This is a genomic window from Corynebacterium stercoris (genome assembly GCF_024160105.1).
Classification (GTDB): domain Bacteria; phylum Actinomycetota; class Actinomycetes; order Mycobacteriales; family Mycobacteriaceae; genus Corynebacterium; species Corynebacterium stercoris.
In genome coordinates this window covers 105015-118788 of sequence record NZ_JAMFTQ010000007.1, presented here as the reverse complement: position 1 = coordinate 118788, position 13774 = coordinate 105015, and the positions used below count along the sequence as shown (strand labels likewise).

The 13774-nt window shown below is 70.5% G+C and carries 8 protein-coding genes; 1 reads left to right on the top strand and 7 read right to left on the bottom strand.

Going from position 1 to position 13774, the window contains the following annotated elements:
- Window positions 1-111: 111 nt before the first annotated feature.
- Genes M5J20_RS07330 through M5J20_RS07305 form a run of 6 tightly spaced genes read right to left on the bottom strand, consistent with a single transcriptional unit; the run spans window position 112 to window position 3825 of the window.
- Complete coding sequence (locus M5J20_RS07330) at window positions 112-813, bottom strand: hypothetical protein (protein WP_253578029.1); 702 nt, start codon at window positions 811-813, stop codon at window positions 112-114.
- Window positions 814-839: 26 nt separating this feature from the next.
- Window positions 840-1430: a Maf family protein gene (locus M5J20_RS07325; protein WP_253578027.1), complete on the bottom strand. Its 591-nt coding sequence runs from the start codon at window positions 1428-1430 to the stop codon at window positions 840-842.
- Window position 1431: 1 nt separating this feature from the next.
- Window positions 1432-1659 (bottom strand): acyl-CoA carboxylase subunit epsilon, encoded by a 228-nt coding sequence (locus M5J20_RS07320; protein ID WP_253578025.1) that lies wholly within the window; start codon window positions 1657-1659, stop codon window positions 1432-1434.
- A gap of 17 nt (window positions 1660-1676) precedes the next feature.
- Entirely contained in the window at window positions 1677-3125 is a 1449-nt protein-coding gene (locus M5J20_RS07315) for an acyl-CoA carboxylase subunit beta (RefSeq protein WP_253578023.1), read from the bottom strand.
- Between the two features lie 6 nt (window positions 3126-3131).
- Window positions 3132-3419: a DUF3253 domain-containing protein gene (locus M5J20_RS07310; protein WP_256478169.1), complete on the bottom strand. Its 288-nt coding sequence runs from the start codon at window positions 3417-3419 to the stop codon at window positions 3132-3134.
- Window positions 3412-3825, bottom strand: a complete 414-nt coding sequence (locus M5J20_RS07305; protein ID WP_253578021.1) for a DoxX family protein — start codon at window positions 3823-3825, stop codon at window positions 3412-3414. Before M5J20_RS07305 ends, M5J20_RS07310 begins: the two co-directional genes overlap by 8 nt.
- Window positions 3826-3852: 27 nt before the next feature.
- Here M5J20_RS07305 and M5J20_RS07300 point away from each other — a divergent pair, with 27 nt between their 5' ends.
- Window positions 3853-4800, top strand: a complete 948-nt coding sequence (locus tag M5J20_RS07300) for a hypothetical protein (protein WP_253578019.1) — start codon at window positions 3853-3855, stop codon at window positions 4798-4800.
- A gap of 26 nt (window positions 4801-4826) precedes the next feature.
- On the opposite strand, the gene M5J20_RS07295 is transcribed toward M5J20_RS07300, so the two are convergent.
- Entirely contained in the window at window positions 4827-13763 is an 8937-nt protein-coding gene (locus M5J20_RS07295; protein ID WP_253578017.1) for a type I polyketide synthase, read from the bottom strand.
- Window positions 13764-13774: the final 11 nt, after the last annotated feature.

The window sequence follows — 13774 nt, the reverse complement described above, 5'->3', positions numbered from 1 at the left end:
ACCATCACCCACCACCAACTGGTGGAACCGAGTGATCTCCTCAACCGGTGGATCCCACCGTGACACCGTCATCACCAACACCAACCCTTCAGATCAGTGTTGCAACGACCACTAGAACTTAAGGTCGTAGGTGCCCAGCATGTACATGCCGTAGGGGGAGTACCAGCGGTCGGTGAATTCCAGCATCTCGCCACCGATGGCCTGGATGCCGCCCGGGTCCGCCTCGAGGGTGACGGAGTAGTGCGCGGTAATGCCCTCCGCGGTGGCGCCGGTGCGCTCGCCCCAGGTCATAACCACCGTGTCCGGGCTTGCGAGCGCCACGTTCTCGATGCTCGTGAACGTGCGCATCTCCCCGTCGGGCTTGCCGTTGATGTAGAACGCGATGCCGTCCGTGATCGACGCGCCGGTGCCGGCGGGGCCGCGTTCATCGCCCAGCGACCCGCGGAAGATGATCCAGCTCACGGGCGCGCACGGGTCGTAGTGGTTCTCGATGTCCGCGATCCAGTAGTTGTAATCCGTCCCGTCCACGTTCGGCATGCGGCCGGGTGCGGTGCCGGTGGGGTACTGCTCGCGCGGGTCTTTCGGCAGCGCCGCGCACTCCGCCTCCTGGGCGGGGCTTTCGCTTGACGACGGCGTTTCTTCCGACGTCGTCGTTTCCACCGACGTCGTCGTGACAACGCTCGTGCTTGGGGCTGGTGCCGAGGTAAACGGCGCGGGCGCGGCGGTGTCGGTGCCTCCGGTGCTGCACGACGCCAGCGCGAGCCCCGCCGGAACCGCAACGAGAAGCCTGGTGATGTGTGTGAGTCGGCTCATGCCCCAAGGTTAACCCGATGTGACCCTCACTCCCAGAAATCGGAGGCGTCCAACCCGAAGCGGTACAGGCAGCGCCGCAAAAACGGCATGGACAATCCGATGACGCTGGTCGGGTCGCCGTCGATGGAGTCGATGAACCAGCTGCCCAACGCTTCCAAGGTGAACGCGCCCGCGCATTCCAGCGGCTGGCCGGATCGTGCGTAGGCTTCGATGTCCGCGTCGCTGACGTCGCCGAACCGGATGGCGGTGCGCACTGTCTCCGTCACCCATTCACTCCGGTGCACAACCGCGTGGCCGGTAAGCAGATGCGCCGTTGTGCCACGCTGCTGCTTCCAGCGCTCGATGGTGGCCTCGACGGTATGGGGCTTGCCCAAAAGTTCGTCGTCAAGCAGGAGCATCGAATCGCAGCCGATCACCACGTCCTCGGGGAACTCGCCGGCCACCGCCTCGGCCTTCGCGCGGGCGAGCGCCACCACGATGTCAGCCGGGGCGGCGCCGCGCATCTCGGCGATCACTGCGTCCTCGTCGATGTGCGCCGGGTGCAAAATCGGCGCCACGCCGCCCTGTTCGAGCAGCATGCGCCGAGAGGGCGATTGCGATGCGAGGACGAGGCGCATCTTAGAAGTAGGCGACGTTGCCGAAGGCGTGCGGGTTGTAGAGCGCGGCGTTGTGGTTCGCCGGGCGGGCGGCACCCCAGCCGTTGCGGTCCGCCGGGTGCGCCGCGGCCTGCTGCGCGGCGTGCAGCTCGGAGATCACCGCGGTCAGCGCGGCGATTTCCTCCTCGGTCGGGTCACCTTTGGTCACCGTGAACAGCGGGTTTGCTGCGTGCGTGTGCACTGTGGTCACTGCCGGACTCCTTCCTCCTACAGCGGGATGTTCCCGTGCTTCTTCGGGGTAGGGTACACGACCTTACGCTCCAGTAACCTGAGACCTTCCAGCACCTGGTGGCGCGTCTGGCTCGGCTCGATCACCGCGTCGACGAGGCCGCGCTCGGTGGCCACGTAAGGGTTGAGGTTCTCCGCCTCGTACTCCGCGGCGTCGGTGCCGATCTGGGTGGCGGCGGTGGCGGCGTCGGCAAGCGCGATCTGCGCCGTCGGCCAGGCGTAGACCAGGTCCGCGCCGAGACCCTTCGAGCCCAGCAGCGTGTAGGCGGCGCCAAGCGCCTTGCGGGTGATCACGGTGACGGTACCCACCTGCGCCTCCGCGAACGCGTAGGCGAGAGCGGCGGCACCGGCGGGCGCGCAGGCCTCGGCATCGCCTTCGACGAAGCCGGGGCAGTCCAAGAACTGCAGCACCGGGATGTTGAACGCGTCGCAGGTGCGGATGAAGCGCGCGGCCTTGCGGGCGGCGGCGTTGCTCAGGCGGCCCTGGTCGACGTTCGGCTGCGTCGCCACAATACCCACCGCGCGTCCGCCGATGTGGGAGAAGCCGGTGATCACGTTCGGCGCGTAACTCCCGGACAGCTCGAAGAAGTCGCCGTCAGTGACGGAGGCGATGATCTCGGCGGCATCGTAGGCGGCGTCATCGTCGTCCGGCATGAATTCGTCCAGGTTCGCTGGCGTCGGCTCCACCGTCGTGCGCGGCTGCATGCCCAGCGGGGAACCCGCCTGGTTGTTCAGCGGCAGGTAGCTCAGCAGGGTGCGGACGCGGTCCAGCGCCTCCGCGTCGTCGGCGGCGGTGAGGTGGGCGAGGCCGGTCTCAGCGCCGTGCGCGGCGGCAGCGACAGCGGCGCCGGCGAGCTGCAGCGACGCACCCTCGACCATCACGGTCACGTCGGCGAGCGGCACCGTCGTAGCGGCCAGCGAGTTGGTCTGGCCCGCAACCACGGCGACCTGCGGAATCAACCCCGACGCCACCGACGCGGCGCGCAGGATCTTCGCCTGCATGTGGGCGGTGACAATGCCCTCCTGCCAGCGCGGGCCGGCGGAGTCGTAAATGCCCACCACGGGCACGCCAGTCTTCATCGCCAGCTCGTAGATCTTCAGCATCTTCTCGGCGTACACTTCGCCGATCGCGCCGTCGAAGATGGTGCTGTCCTGGGAGAACACGCACACGCGGCGACCGTCGATAAGCCCGTAGCCCGTGACCACGCCGTCGGTGGCGGGCTTGGTGCGGTACATCTTGTACGCCTCGACGCGGTGGCGGGCGAGCGCGTCCGTCTCCACAAACGTGCCTTGGTCCATGAGCTGCTCGATGCGCGTGCGGGCGGCGCACGCCACGTCTTGACCAACCGGCGCCTGGGATTCGGCGAGGCGGTTGCGCAGGTCCTCAATGCGGCCAGCGGTGGTGGTCAAGTCGGGTTTCGAAGTCATAGGGCCTCAGTCTAATTCGCCCTCGGGGCAAAACCACATCGGGCCACGGCGGATCCGGATCGGCCCCTTCACCGTCGCGATGTCCACCTCGGCGTCGCCCTGCGTGATCCGCACCAGGCCCTCGGCGGCCATCTCGGCGGCGACGGCGCGCACATCATCCATCCGGTCGCGCCACGCATCCGCACTGAACAGCGCGCGGGCCACCTCCGAGGGGCAGATCGAGGACTCCGGCTTCCGCGCCTCGATCATCTCGCGTATCGACGTTCGGATCTTCCCCGCCTCAGCCTCAGTCAAGGCGCCCCTTCCGGTACACGCGGCGGGCGGCATTCATCAGCGGGAGCTGCAGCGGCAGCCTGGCGATCGCGCCGGCCAGCTTCGGCAGCGGCTGATCGCGCCACTGCCAGGCCATGTAGAAATTCGCCGGCCACACGGCTGCCAGGAGCGCAGCCGAGAACAACCCGCCCGCGCGCTGCAGCTTGGCCGAACGGCGGCGGTGCCCCGCATGCGAACGCGGCCCGAGCCACGGGGCCGCCAGCATCGCGGCCGCCGCGAGCTCCGCAGCGCCAGATATATAGGTATAGGTGCGCGGCGAACCGGGAAGCTCCGGCGGGACGATTTCGTCGAACGGCTCCGGTTTCACGAAATGCAGGATGCCGGCACCGGCGAAGAGCGGCACGAGGCCGCGGGAGGGAAAACGCATAGCGCCAGGATACGTACACTCGCGGCCATGGCAGCCAAGACCTACTCCTTCTCCACAACCGTGGCGGGTGCGCCGCTGACGGCATCGGTCGAGGTCACGCCCCGCGAAGGTGCCGTCACGCCGGTGCAGGAGCGCTTCGGGCGGGCGCTGCTGGGCCGCTTCATGGACATCACCGCGGACGGCGTCACGCAGCCCGCGCCCGCGACGGAGGCGCCCGCACCCGCCGCGCCCGAGCTACCCGATGACCCGACGGCCGCCGTCGAGGTCCTCGCGGCTGCCGCGGACGCGATCTCTGGGGAGCCGGGACTCACGGCGACCTACCACGTGCTGCGCCGTGCCGAGGCCCGCGCCGGAGATTTCGACGTTCCTGGCGCCCGTGAGGTACTTTGCGAGCTGCCCGCCGACCCGCACGCCGTCACCGTCCAGGGCGAAGCGCACGGCGCGCGCGTGACCTGCACGTTCCTCGCGCACGAGTCGGGCGCGCTGCACGCGCTCGCCCGCGCCGCCGAGCAGGCCACCGGCACGCTGCACCCGGTCCGCTTCTACGCGGACCTCGCCCGTGCGCGCCGCTGCATTGAACAGGCGCGTTACGACGACCTCCTCCACACCACCGCTCGCCTCGCGGCGCACGGACCGGAATACGAGATGGCCGCGACACTCGCGGCGCTGGCGCTCGGTCTGCACGAGGAGGGGCGCGGGGACGAGGCAGCACGCGTCGCGGCCGACATCGCCGGGTGGCTGCCGCGTGATCTCGCGGCCAGCGCGCCGGTGCGCGGGTTCGCGGAGCTGGGCGAGACGTGGCAAGAGGTCGCCGTCGACGGGTTGAACGCGTTGCCGGGCCGGCACTTCGTCGCGGTAGTCGCCGCCGACCGCACCGGCACTGCCGAAACGCCGAAGGACCTCGGAGCCACGATCACCGCCGAGGCCCTCACGAAGCTGCGCCCGGGGACGCAGCTGTACCGGACCGCGATCTAGGCGCGCCGCACTAGGCGCGCGCCGCACTAACCCCGCGGGTACACACCGTCCTCGCCGAGGCGCGCGTCCGGGTCGAGCAGTAGCGCGATCTCGCCGTCGTGGGCGTTGCCTTCGTGGAAGCGGCGGTTCTCCACCTGGGTGAACAGGGCGCGGCGGCCCACCATGCCGGCCTCGAGATGCTCTGCACCCGCGCGCAGGCGGGCGTTGGCGCGCTCGCGCCAGGTGTCGGCGGCTTGGGAACCGGCGTCGGCACGCACAGCGGCCTCGAACACGCCGGGGTGGGCGAGGACCACCAGCGCGCCGACGTGGCCGAAGCCGAGCGACGTCAGCGCCGCCGCCTTCACCCCGCCCGCGCCGAGGTCGAGCGGCTCGCGCAGCCACACGAGGTTGCGCGCCTTCGGCTCGATGAGCGGATCGACACAGTCCAGCGACGCGTTCGCCGGCAGCGTGCCGCCGGCCAGCGCATCGATGAGCCCGCCGATCTGCAGCAGCGCCGCGCCCGCCTTCGCGTGGCCGGTCAGCGTTTTCTGCGAGATCACGTACATCGGCGCGCGCGGATCGCGGCCGATCGCCGGCCACAGGATGGAGTGCAGCTCGGACTCGTTCGGATCGTTCGCGTTGGTGGAGGTGTCGTGCTTGCTCAAGAGGCGGACGTCGTCAGGCGAAAGGCCCAGCGAGCGCAGCGAGCGAGCCAAGCGCGACGCCTCGCCGCCGCGGGCGGCCGCGAGCACGCCCAGGCCCGGCGCGGGGATGGAGGTGTGCGCGCCGTCGCCGAAGGAGGAGGCGTACGCGAGCACGGCGTGGACCGGCAGCCCCAGCTCGAGCGCGAGGGAGGCGCGCGCGACGAGCACGGTGCCGCCGCCTTCTGCCTCGAGGAAGCCGCCGCGGCGGCGGTCGTTGGCGCGGGAGATGAAGCGGTCGTCGATGCCCTGGGCGCGCATGGCGGCGGTTTCGGCGGTGGCGTTCATCTCGCCGAAGCCCTGCAGGGATTCGACCTGGACGTCGTCGATGCCGCCGGCGACCACGAAATCGGCCTTGCCGAGCGCGATCTTGTCCACGGCCTCCTCGACGGAGACAGCCGCGGTGGCGCAGGCGCCGACCGGGTGGACCATCGAGCCGTAGCCGCCGACGAGGGACTGCATAACGTGCGCCGCGATCACGTTCGGCAGGGATTCCTGCAGGATGTCGCTCTGGCGGTCCTCGCCGATAAAGCGGGAGACGAACACCTTGTGCAGGCTTTCCATGCCGCCCACGCCGGTGCCCTGCGTCGACGCGACGTCCGCCGGGTGCACGGCGCGCAGCAGCTCGGCCGGGGTGAAGCCGGCCGAGATGAACGCGTCGACGGCCGTGACCAGGTTCCACACGGCGATGCGGTCCATGTTGTCGATCATCTGCGCGGGGATACCCCAGTTCGCCGGGTCGAAATCGTCGGGCATCTGGCCCGCGACGGTGCGACTCAGCGTCGCCTTGCGAGGCAGCGCGGCCTTCGCCCCGGCCAGGCGCGTCACGGTCCACTCGCCGTCGGCTTGCATGACGACGGTCTTTTCCGGATCCGCCGCCGCGAAATCGCGCGCCTCGCTTTCCGACGCCACCGTGAACGTCACGTCCTTGTCCAGGAACACCTCGGTGAGGTCGATCGAGCCCTGGTCCGTGAGGAAGTACTTGTCCGTGAGCTCGCGCACGCCGGCGCGAGCGACGACTTCGTCGCGAAAACGCTCGTAGATGTCTTCCTCGGCGACCTCCGCGCCGTCCCGGTCGTACCAGCCCGGCGTCGGGTCCTCCGCCCAGCGCACCAGGCCCGTCATCCAGGCGAGCTCCAGCACGCCGGCCGCGGTGAGCTCGACGTCGCCGGTGCGGCGGATGCCGTACTCCGCTTCCCGACGCGTCCTGCCTGACCCCCACGAGGACACCTCGCCTACGCCGCAGATGACAATCATGTCTTCGAGCGGGCACGTAATCTCGCCGACCTCGATCGCGTTTGGCTGCGCCGGGTTCGCGGCGTTCGGAAGCGCCTTGATGGTTTCGGGCGCGGTGCTGGCAGTCTGCGCGGCAAAATCGCCGCCGGTCTCGTCGGCGCGGGCGCGGCGGGCGAGCTCGGCGATGGAAACCTCCGCGTCGGCGAGCCCGCCGGTGAGGTCGTGGTCGATCGGGGCCTCCGCAGCGCGCTCACGGGCGTCGGCAGAGGCCAGCGCCATGAGCTCGCCGGAGATCTCTTCCGGGTCCCACACGTGGATGCCGGCCTCGCGCGCGGCGGGGATGAGTATGTCGTTGACGCCCATGAGGTGCGTGCCTGAAACCCAGCCGATGCGCGCCTGCGCCAGCGTCACGCCGTTAGGCCAGCCGGTTTCAGCTGCCCACTTGTTCACAATCGCATCCATGGCGGCCTTGACCTCGCCGTACGCGCCGTCGCCGCCGAAGGTGCCGCGGTTCGGGCTGCCCGGCAGCACGACGTGGGTGCGCACCGGCACGTCCGCGTTCTGCGCGAGTCGCGACAGCCCCGCGATGGTGCGCTCCACGCTCCACAGCAGCAGGCGGGCCTGCGTCTCGGCGTTGCCGCCGACCTCCGCCAGCGAGCCGGAGACGCCCGGGGCGGCGAAGGGGAAGGCGAGCGTCGGCACGAGTGCGGGTTTGCGCACCCTGACGGTGTTGCCCACCGTCTCCTTCTGCTCGGCGCCGATCCACTCGATAAGCGCGTCGACATCGCGGTAGCTGCTCAAGTTCGCGGGCACGAGCCACAGCGCAGCGCCGGCGGCGGCGTGGTCGCGGTAGAGCTTGCGCGCGAATTCCTTGCGCTTTTGGTCCACTCGGGAAGCGGTCATGATCACCGTCGCGCCGCCTCCCAGCAGGCGCTCCACCAGGGCGGTGGCGATCGAACCCGGCGCGGCACCCGTCACCAGCGCGACATCGTCCGCGTACGCGAGCTCCGGCGCCTGCACCGCCGCGCACGCAATCTCTTCCAGCGGGCCGGCGAAACCGTGCTCCGCATACCAGGCCGCCTGCTCAGCGATGGTCTGGCCCGTGCCGGCGAAGCGCTTGACCGCGACATTCGCCTGCCCCAGCGCCACGCGGGCGAGATCCTCGCGGGCTTGCGCCCAACGATCGTCGAAAAGCACTGCCCTGCGCGCGTCGAACGCGGGCGTGACCTGGGCAACCCAGCCGGCGCCGAGCTCCGCCTCAACGGTGTCGAGCACGGTGGTGTCGCTCGCCTCGACCGCGGGGCGCTCGTCCTCGATGCCGAGCTTCGCCAACAGCGTGCGCGCCGTGGCGGCGAGGGCGTCGGTGACTTCCGCGCGGTACGCGTCGAGCGCCGCCGAATCCACCACGGAGGCGGAGCCCGTGCTTGCCGACGCTCGGCTCACCACCTGACCGTTCGCCGCAGCCACCTGCTCGATGGCGGCGTCGATGAGCGCGTGCGCGTCCGCCTTGGACGCGACCGCCGGGAGTGTGGCCAGGGTGCCGCCGCGCACCGATTCGTCCTCGCGGGTGCCCAGGAGGATCGCCGTCTCGACGTGCGGCGCCCACGAGGCGGGCAGCCCCCACGCGCCGGTGACGTGCTCGCCGACGGCTGCGGGCTTCAGTCCCGCTGCACCGAGCACCTGGCGCAGGCGCGTCGACACCGCCTCGCCGAGCACGGGGCCGAAGGGGGTGTAGCCCGGCGCGGCTGAGATCACACGCTCGCGCAGCGTCGCGACGCCCGCTTCCGCCGCGCCGTCGATCGCCGGCACGCCCAGCTCCGCCGACATGTCCATGAGCAGCTGGTTGCGACGGCTGGACACGCCGCCCGTGAGCTCCTCGATCGTGTCCGCGTCCGTGATCTGCTCGATGCGCAGCTTGTTCTGGAAGGCGAAGAGCACCATGACGGCGTCCGCGGCGGTGAAGGGGATGTCCGTCGCGGCGGAGGCCGGCGCTGCGGCGGGGGCAGCGGCGGGCGCAGCAGGTGCGGGTTCGGTCGGAGCCGCTTCGGGCACTTCCGGAGCCGTCGCCTCAACCTCGTCGGCCTCCTCGGGTTCGGGTGCGGCGGTGACGTCGGCAAGCATGACCTTGTCCTGATTCGCCTCGGCGTTGAGCACCGGGATGTGGTGGCCGATGACGTCCATCTCGCGCTTCGCCAGATTGGTCAGCGTAGGCGAGGACGCGAGCCCCATCTCGATTACCTGGTCGACGCGGGTGAAGAGGAGGTCCTGCGTCTCAATCCAGCGCACCGGGGAAGCGAACTGCCAGGCCAACAGCTCAATGAGCAGCAGGCGGGCCAGGTCGGAGGGGTCCATGGTGTCCGGGGAGGCGCTGTCGAGAGCGTCGGTAGGCACCTCCGCCTTGATCGCGTCGATGAAGTCCTGGGTGAGTTCGAAGGGGCGCGCCACCAGGTTGGGCACGTAGCGGCCCACGAGTGCATCGACGTCGATGCGCGCCGGCAGCAGCTCGTCGAGCTTCTCAGCGAACTCCGGCACGCCGGAGCGCAGCACGCGGGAGTGGAAGGGCACGTCGATGCCCGGGATAGGCACGTAAGCGCGCTCGCGCACCCCGTTGGCGCGCCGGGCCAGCTCCGCGAGGCCGCGCTTCGTACCGGCGACGGAGTACTGCATGCCCTTGATGTTGTAGTTCACGATCTCGAGGAACTCGCCGGTCTCCTCCGCGATCTGCGCAACATAGGCGGCGACGTCAGCGTCCGCCACCCCGATCATGTTCGGGCGCAGCGCGCCCATGGCGTACTCGGAGTTGCCGTCGGCGTCGCGCGGCACAAGCGTGCCCATCGAGGAGCCGCGGGAGTAGACGATGTCGATCACGGCCTCGAGATCGAAGATGTTGCCCAGGCTGGCAAGCGCGGTGTACTCGCCGAGGGAGTGGCCGGCGTACATCGCGTCGGCGCCCAGCGCGTCGGCGACTCGCAGGCGCTCGGTCTGCGCGTAGGCCACCACGGCCAGCGCGACCTGGGTGAACTGGGTGAGGTGCAGCACGCCGTCCGGGTGGCGGTGCACCTCGCCCTTGACGGTGACCTCGGTGGGGTTCTCGTCCACGATGCGCTGGATGGAAAAACCGAGCTTGGTGCGGGTGTGGCGGTCGGCGCGGCGCCACGCGTCGCGCGCGGCCGGGCACGCGTCGCGGTCGCCCTTGCCCATGCCCACGGCCTGAATGCCTTGTCCTGGGTAGATGTAGGCAGTGCGCGGCTGGGCGAGCAGCGCCTGGCCGCGGGAGACCACGTCGCCGCCGATGCGGCACGTCACCTCCAGCGCCGGCCGGATGCCCACGCGCCCGACGCGCTCGACGGTGATCTCCACCTCGTCGTCGAGCTGCACCATGCCGTACATCGAGTACGTCCAGCCGGTCACCGCGCCGTGGCGCGCGGCGAGGTGCTGGGCGGTGGCGGAGAGCCACATGCCGTGCACCAGCGGCGCGTCCAGGCCCACCAGGGCGGCCGCGTTTGCCGACGTATGAATCGGGTTGTAATCGCCCGACACCAGGGCGAACGGAGTCATGTCGTGCGGGGCGCGCACGACCGCACGGTCGACGAAGCTGCGCGGGGTTGCCTCAACCTTGTCCGCGTCCGGGCTGCCGCCGTACGCCGGCGCCTGGGCCGGCGGGGTGTTCACGGTGGCGCGGCCGCGAATGGCGAAGCGGTGCAGCTGGGTCGCCACCACGTCGCCGCCGTCGCCGTCGCGAAGCTCCAGCTCCACCGTCACGATGCGCCCGGAGGCGCTCTCCGCGATGGACGAGCACCACGAGGTGACGTGGATGGTCCGGCCGTCGGCAAGCGAAGTGAGCTCCGTGCGCAGGTCGATGACGTGGTCGAGGTGCACGGCGTTGAGCAGGCCCTCGATGACGGGGAAGCCGTCGGCGAGCTCTCCCGAGCCCAGCGCGGTGTAAATCGCGGGCCAGCACGGTCCGACGAGGACATCAGGCGTGCCGACGACCGATTTCTCGCCCGTCGGCAGCGCCGCGCCCGTCACCGCGGTGTGCGCCGCGAGCAGGGAGGCGGGGAGGGTGAAGGTGGCGTGGGCGACGCCGTCGACAAGCGTGGGTAGCGCCGTGATCTCGTCGCCCGCCTCGGACACGGAGCCCACGCCGGCAAGGCCTGCGAGCAGGTCGAACACGGCCTTCGGCAGGCGCGCGTCGCTGACCACCGGGGAGCCCCCCGTGGCTGTGCCTTCCGGCAGGTCGACCGGGATGACCACGTCGCGCACGTAGAACGGGCGTTGCTCCTCCGGCAGGTGGTCCCAGTAGGAATCGGTGATGATACGGATCGCCCAGCCGTCGTCGTCGCGCAGGATCTCGTACGCTGACGGGTCCATCGTGTGCGCCGGGTTGGCCGTGAGGTGGCCGTGCCACATAAGCGTCGGCGCGGCGGTGATGAACGCCTCCGCGCTCGCCGCGCCCTCCAGGCGGGCAAAGACATCCGTCGGCTCCGCGCCTGCAGCGAGCAGCTGCTGCGTCGCGGCGTCCTCGAAGCGGGCGAGCAGCTCCGCCACCGGCTCGTTCTTCTGCGTGATGCCCGCAACCGCCACCGGCCCCGGAATGATGCGCACCTGGTCCGCCGTGTAGCGCTCGTCCTGTGCCTGCCACAGCGTGTCCTTGCCAAACCACATCTTCAAATCCGCGTCGATCGCCGGCACCCACGGCATCGGCTTCGGGTACGCGTAGTGCAGCTGGATCCACCAGGCCGCGTCGCGCGGGGAGACGTGCAGCTCGCGCGCCTGCGGGTACGCGCACAGCAGCTTTTCGACGGCAGTCTTCGGATCAATCGCCTGATCCGACGGGAAGAGAGTTTCGATCTCCCCGTGGTCGCGGTCGTTCAGGCGCGCCTCGATGCGGTGCAGCACGGCCAGGAAGCGGGCATCCCAGCTCTTGTCGACGAAGGGGTGGGCGAGTGCCACGAAGCGCTCGAGCCACTCCGCGTACGTCATCGCCTCGACATCGCCGAAGAACGGCTTCGAAGTGGGGGCGAGGACCTCGATGATTTCCTCGCGGTGGGCGGCGTACTGGTCGCTCGAAAGCCCGGTGATCAGGCGCGCGGCCCTGGCGAATGCGTTGTCCAGGTCGTGGATGTCCGCGAGCAGGTGGGACTGGCTCGAGGCGACCCCGCCGCGGCCGGTGCCGCGGGCGACCCAGCCGCCGTTGTCCGCCGGGTCGATGCCCGGGGTGGTCACCAGCAGGTCTTTCACGCTGTCGGTGGCCTTCGCCTCCTTCGCTGCCATGGCGACGGTGCCGAGGAAGACACCGTCCACCGGCATGGCGACCAGCCCGTGGCGCGTCGCCCACTCGCCGGTGATGAGTTCTGCGGCGCGCTCGGGGGTGGCCACGCCGCCGCCGACGGTGAGCAGCGCGTTCGGGTGGGCGCGCACCTCGGCGTAGGTGGCTAGCAGCATATCGTCCAGGTCCACCCAGGAGTGGTGGCCGCCGGCGTGACCGTCCTCGATCATGAGGATCACCGGGATTTCCGGGTTCGCGGCGGCGATCTTCAGCGCGTCGCGGATCTGCTGCTCGGTGCCCGGCTTGAAGGCGACGTAAGGGAAGCCGTCGGCACGCAAGCCCGCGATGATCTCGGTTGCCTCCTCCACCTCCGGGATGCCGGCGGAGATGCACACGCCGTTGAACGGGGCGCCGGCCGCGCGGGCCTTGGGCACCATGCGCGTCTGGCCGAACTGCAGGTTCCACAGGAAGCGGTCGAAGAACATGGTGTTGAACTGGGCGGTGCGGCCCGGTTCGAGGTGCGCCTCAAGCGTGGCGACGTGCTCGTTGAACACGTCTTCGGAGTACATGCCGCCGCCGGCGAGCTCCGTCCAGTACCCGGCGTTGGCTGCGGCGGCGACGATCTCGCCGTCGGCGGTCGTCGGCGTCATGCCGCCCAGGATGATGGGGGACAGGCCCGTGACCGCGGAGAAGCGCGTCTGGGTGAGCACGCGGCCGTCCGGCAGCCGTACCAGGCGCGGCGCGAAATCGGCGTAGTCCGCCGCGGCCGGGATTTCGGTACCCGGGGTGGCCAGCTGGTCGCGCGCCTTCGCCGAATCCGCCGTGATCACCGGCACGCCCGCGCCCGCGACCAGCGTGCGGATGATCGACGCGATGCCGCGCTCAAACGTGACGACGTGCGTCGCTCCCTGCTCAAGCGCGCTCGCGATGCGCTGCGGGAAATCGAAGCGGTCCACCAGAATCGTCTGCGCCAGCTCGCGCGGGCTGCCCGGGGTGGCAAGCGAAATGCCGCAAGACTCAGCCCACTCGGCGGCCAGCTCCACTGCCGGCTGGTTCTCCGCGCTGTGGAAGGGGTAGGCGACGTCGAGCATGTCGAAGACCGGCTCCAGCGCCGAACCGCCGAACTCCGCCGCCTCGAGCTTCGCGTTGTACGCCTCCGCCTCCGCCTCGATGGCGGAGCGGGAGTCGGCGAGCTCCTCCGGCGTACCTGCGAGGATGGCGTGGCGCGGGCCGTTGACTACGGCAACGTCGAAGCGCTCGGTGAGCTCGCGCGCCGGCAGGCCGCGCACGGACAGCATGCGCGGGGCGGCGTCGGTCGCGCCGTGCACCTGCGACGCGGCGGCGCCTAAGAGGAACGCGAAGGCCAGCGCCTGCACCGGCTCCTCGACGGCGGCCACGGCCAGCACGCCCTGCGAGTGGCCGTCCTTGATCGCACCGTCGACGTCGAGGCCGAGATCGCGCAGGTGCTCCACCATCGCAATCTGCGCGAGCAGGATGCCCGGCACGCTCACGGCCGGCAGCGCGTCGATGTCGGCGCGTTCCGGGCCGCTGTCCGGGTCGATGAGCTCGCGCAGGCGCTCCGCCACGCCCGGCACCACGGAGGCGAGGGGGCGGGCGACGGGGCCGGTGAGCAACAGAGCGTCGTCAAGTAATTGCCCCAGGCGCGCGGCGGTGGCGGGGGACGCGGCGGCGTCGGAGAGCGCGGCCTGCCACGCGCTGGCCTGGCCGGGGAAGATCAGGGCGGGGCGCGTCATGGAAAGCATCGGAGTGAGGTGCATCGCGTTGTCTT

Excerpts from the sequence above, each read along its gene's own strand:
- M5J20_RS07330 (WP_253578029.1), bottom strand. The coding sequence starts at position 813 with ATGAGCCGACTCACACACATCACCAGGCTTCTCGTTGCGGTTCCGGCG.
- M5J20_RS07325 (WP_253578027.1), bottom strand. The coding sequence starts at position 1,430 with ATGCGCCTCGTCCTCGCATCGCAATCGCCCTCTCGGCGCATGCTGCTC.
- M5J20_RS07315 (WP_253578023.1), bottom strand. The coding sequence starts at position 3,125 with ATGACTTCGAAACCCGACTTGACCACCACCGCTGGCCGCATTGAGGAC.
- M5J20_RS07305 (WP_253578021.1), bottom strand. The coding sequence starts at position 3,825 with ATGCGTTTTCCCTCCCGCGGCCTCGTGCCGCTCTTCGCCGGTGCCGGC.
- M5J20_RS07300 (WP_253578019.1), top strand. The coding sequence starts at position 3,853 with ATGGCAGCCAAGACCTACTCCTTCTCCACAACCGTGGCGGGTGCGCCG.
- M5J20_RS07295 (WP_253578017.1), bottom strand. The coding sequence starts at position 13,763 with ATGCACCTCACTCCGATGCTTTCCATGACGCGCCCCGCCCTGATCTTC.